1 protein-coding gene and 1 pseudogene are annotated in these 1,274 nt (G+C 70.4%); one reads left to right on the top strand and one right to left on the bottom strand.

Annotation, left to right across the window (positions count from 1 at the left end):
• Positions 1 to 183, bottom strand: a pseudogene (locus tag PROKR_RS33885) (alpha/beta fold hydrolase); the annotation flags it as partial.
• A gap of 442 nt (positions 184 to 625) precedes the next feature.
• Here PROKR_RS33885 and PROKR_RS04510 point away from each other — a divergent pair.
• Positions 626 to 1,201 carry a Uma2 family endonuclease gene (locus PROKR_RS04510; protein ID WP_036959962.1) on the top strand — a complete coding sequence of 192 codons (576 nt, stop codon included), beginning with the start codon at positions 626 to 628 and terminating at the stop codon, positions 1,199 to 1,201.
• The last annotated feature ends 73 nt before the right edge of the window (positions 1,202 to 1,274 follow it).

The following is a 1,274-nucleotide window of genomic DNA, read 5'->3' as shown; positions in this document are numbered from 1 at the left end:
CCCCAGGCGGTCGAACGTGACCGTGGTCAGGCCGGCCTCGGCGGCGCGGCGGGCGGTCTCCGCGGTGATCGGATCGTCGGCCCGGTCCGGTCCCGCACCCGTCACGAAGACGAGGGCCGGGCCGGAGCCGTGCAGGTCGTAGGCGACCCGGTCGCCCAGGCTGGTGGTCGTGTACTGAGTCATGCCCGTCCGACGACGGCGGTGCGCGGAACTCATCGGCCGGTCGAAAAGTGCTGGCCGCGTCCCCGGAGCGGTGCCACGGTGTGGCATGCGCCTCCACGACCACGAGATCGTCTCCACCCCGGACCTCGTGCACCGGCTCGTCGCGGCCCAGCTGCCTCGGTGGGCCTGGGCGACCCGGACGACGCGTGGCAGCGCGGGCGCGGCTGGATGCTGGTGCAGGCCGTCATCGCGCTCCCGTACTAACTGGGATCGCTGGCCGGCCTTCGCCCGTGCGGGCCAAGCCCGGATCGCCACCGTCCTGGCGGACTGAGACCCGCGGGGTTGCGCGGTTCCGGCACGGAAGCGGCACAGTTCGCGAGAACTGCCTTCCCCACGGTGCGGCCTCCTGTCGGCACTGGCATGATCCGCTGACATAGAGCGCGCGCGTTGCTACCGTGACCACATGACCACGCTGCCCGACTGGATGAATCCTCCACGTCCCGAGGGCTGGTTCGCCGAGGACCTGGACTCCTTGCCGGAGGCTCCGCGCCACACGGAACTTATCGACGGAGCACTTGTCTTCATGATGTCCCCCCAGCGGAACTGGCACCGGCGTGTCATCAGCCAGCTCGACCGGATCCTCCGCGAGCAGGCGCCAGCCGGCTTCGAGGCGAACAGCGAGATGACGGTCCGTCTCGACGACCGCAACCGGCCGGAGCCCGACGCCGTCGTGTCGACGGCGTCGCTCGGTCCCGACGCGACCTGCTACGAGGCCGCGGACGTGGTGCTGGCGGTCGAGGTGGTCTCACCGGAGTCCGAGCACCGCGACCTGACGGTCAAGCCGCACAAGTACGCCGCAGCCGGCATCAAGCACTTCTGGCGCATCGAGGACGAGGACGGCAACGCGTCGACGGTCGTCCACGTCTACGAGCTCGACGGCATGACGCGCACCTATGCACCCGTCGGGATCTTTCGCGAGACGCTCAAGGTCGAGCGGCCGTTCCAGATCGAGCTGGACGTCCAGACCCTGTACTCCTGAACGGTCCGCGGGGCCGCCGAGCCTCTACGGCACGATCGCCTGCGCCAGCGCGGCCTCGAGGTCGGCCCGGTCG

It is taken from the genome of Promicromonospora kroppenstedtii DSM 19349 (assembly GCF_000515355.1).
Taxonomy (GTDB): Bacteria; Actinomycetota; Actinomycetes; order Actinomycetales; family Cellulomonadaceae; genus Promicromonospora; species Promicromonospora kroppenstedtii.
Note: the sequence above shows the minus strand (reverse complement) of the source record. Positions and strands in the feature narration are given on the sequence as shown.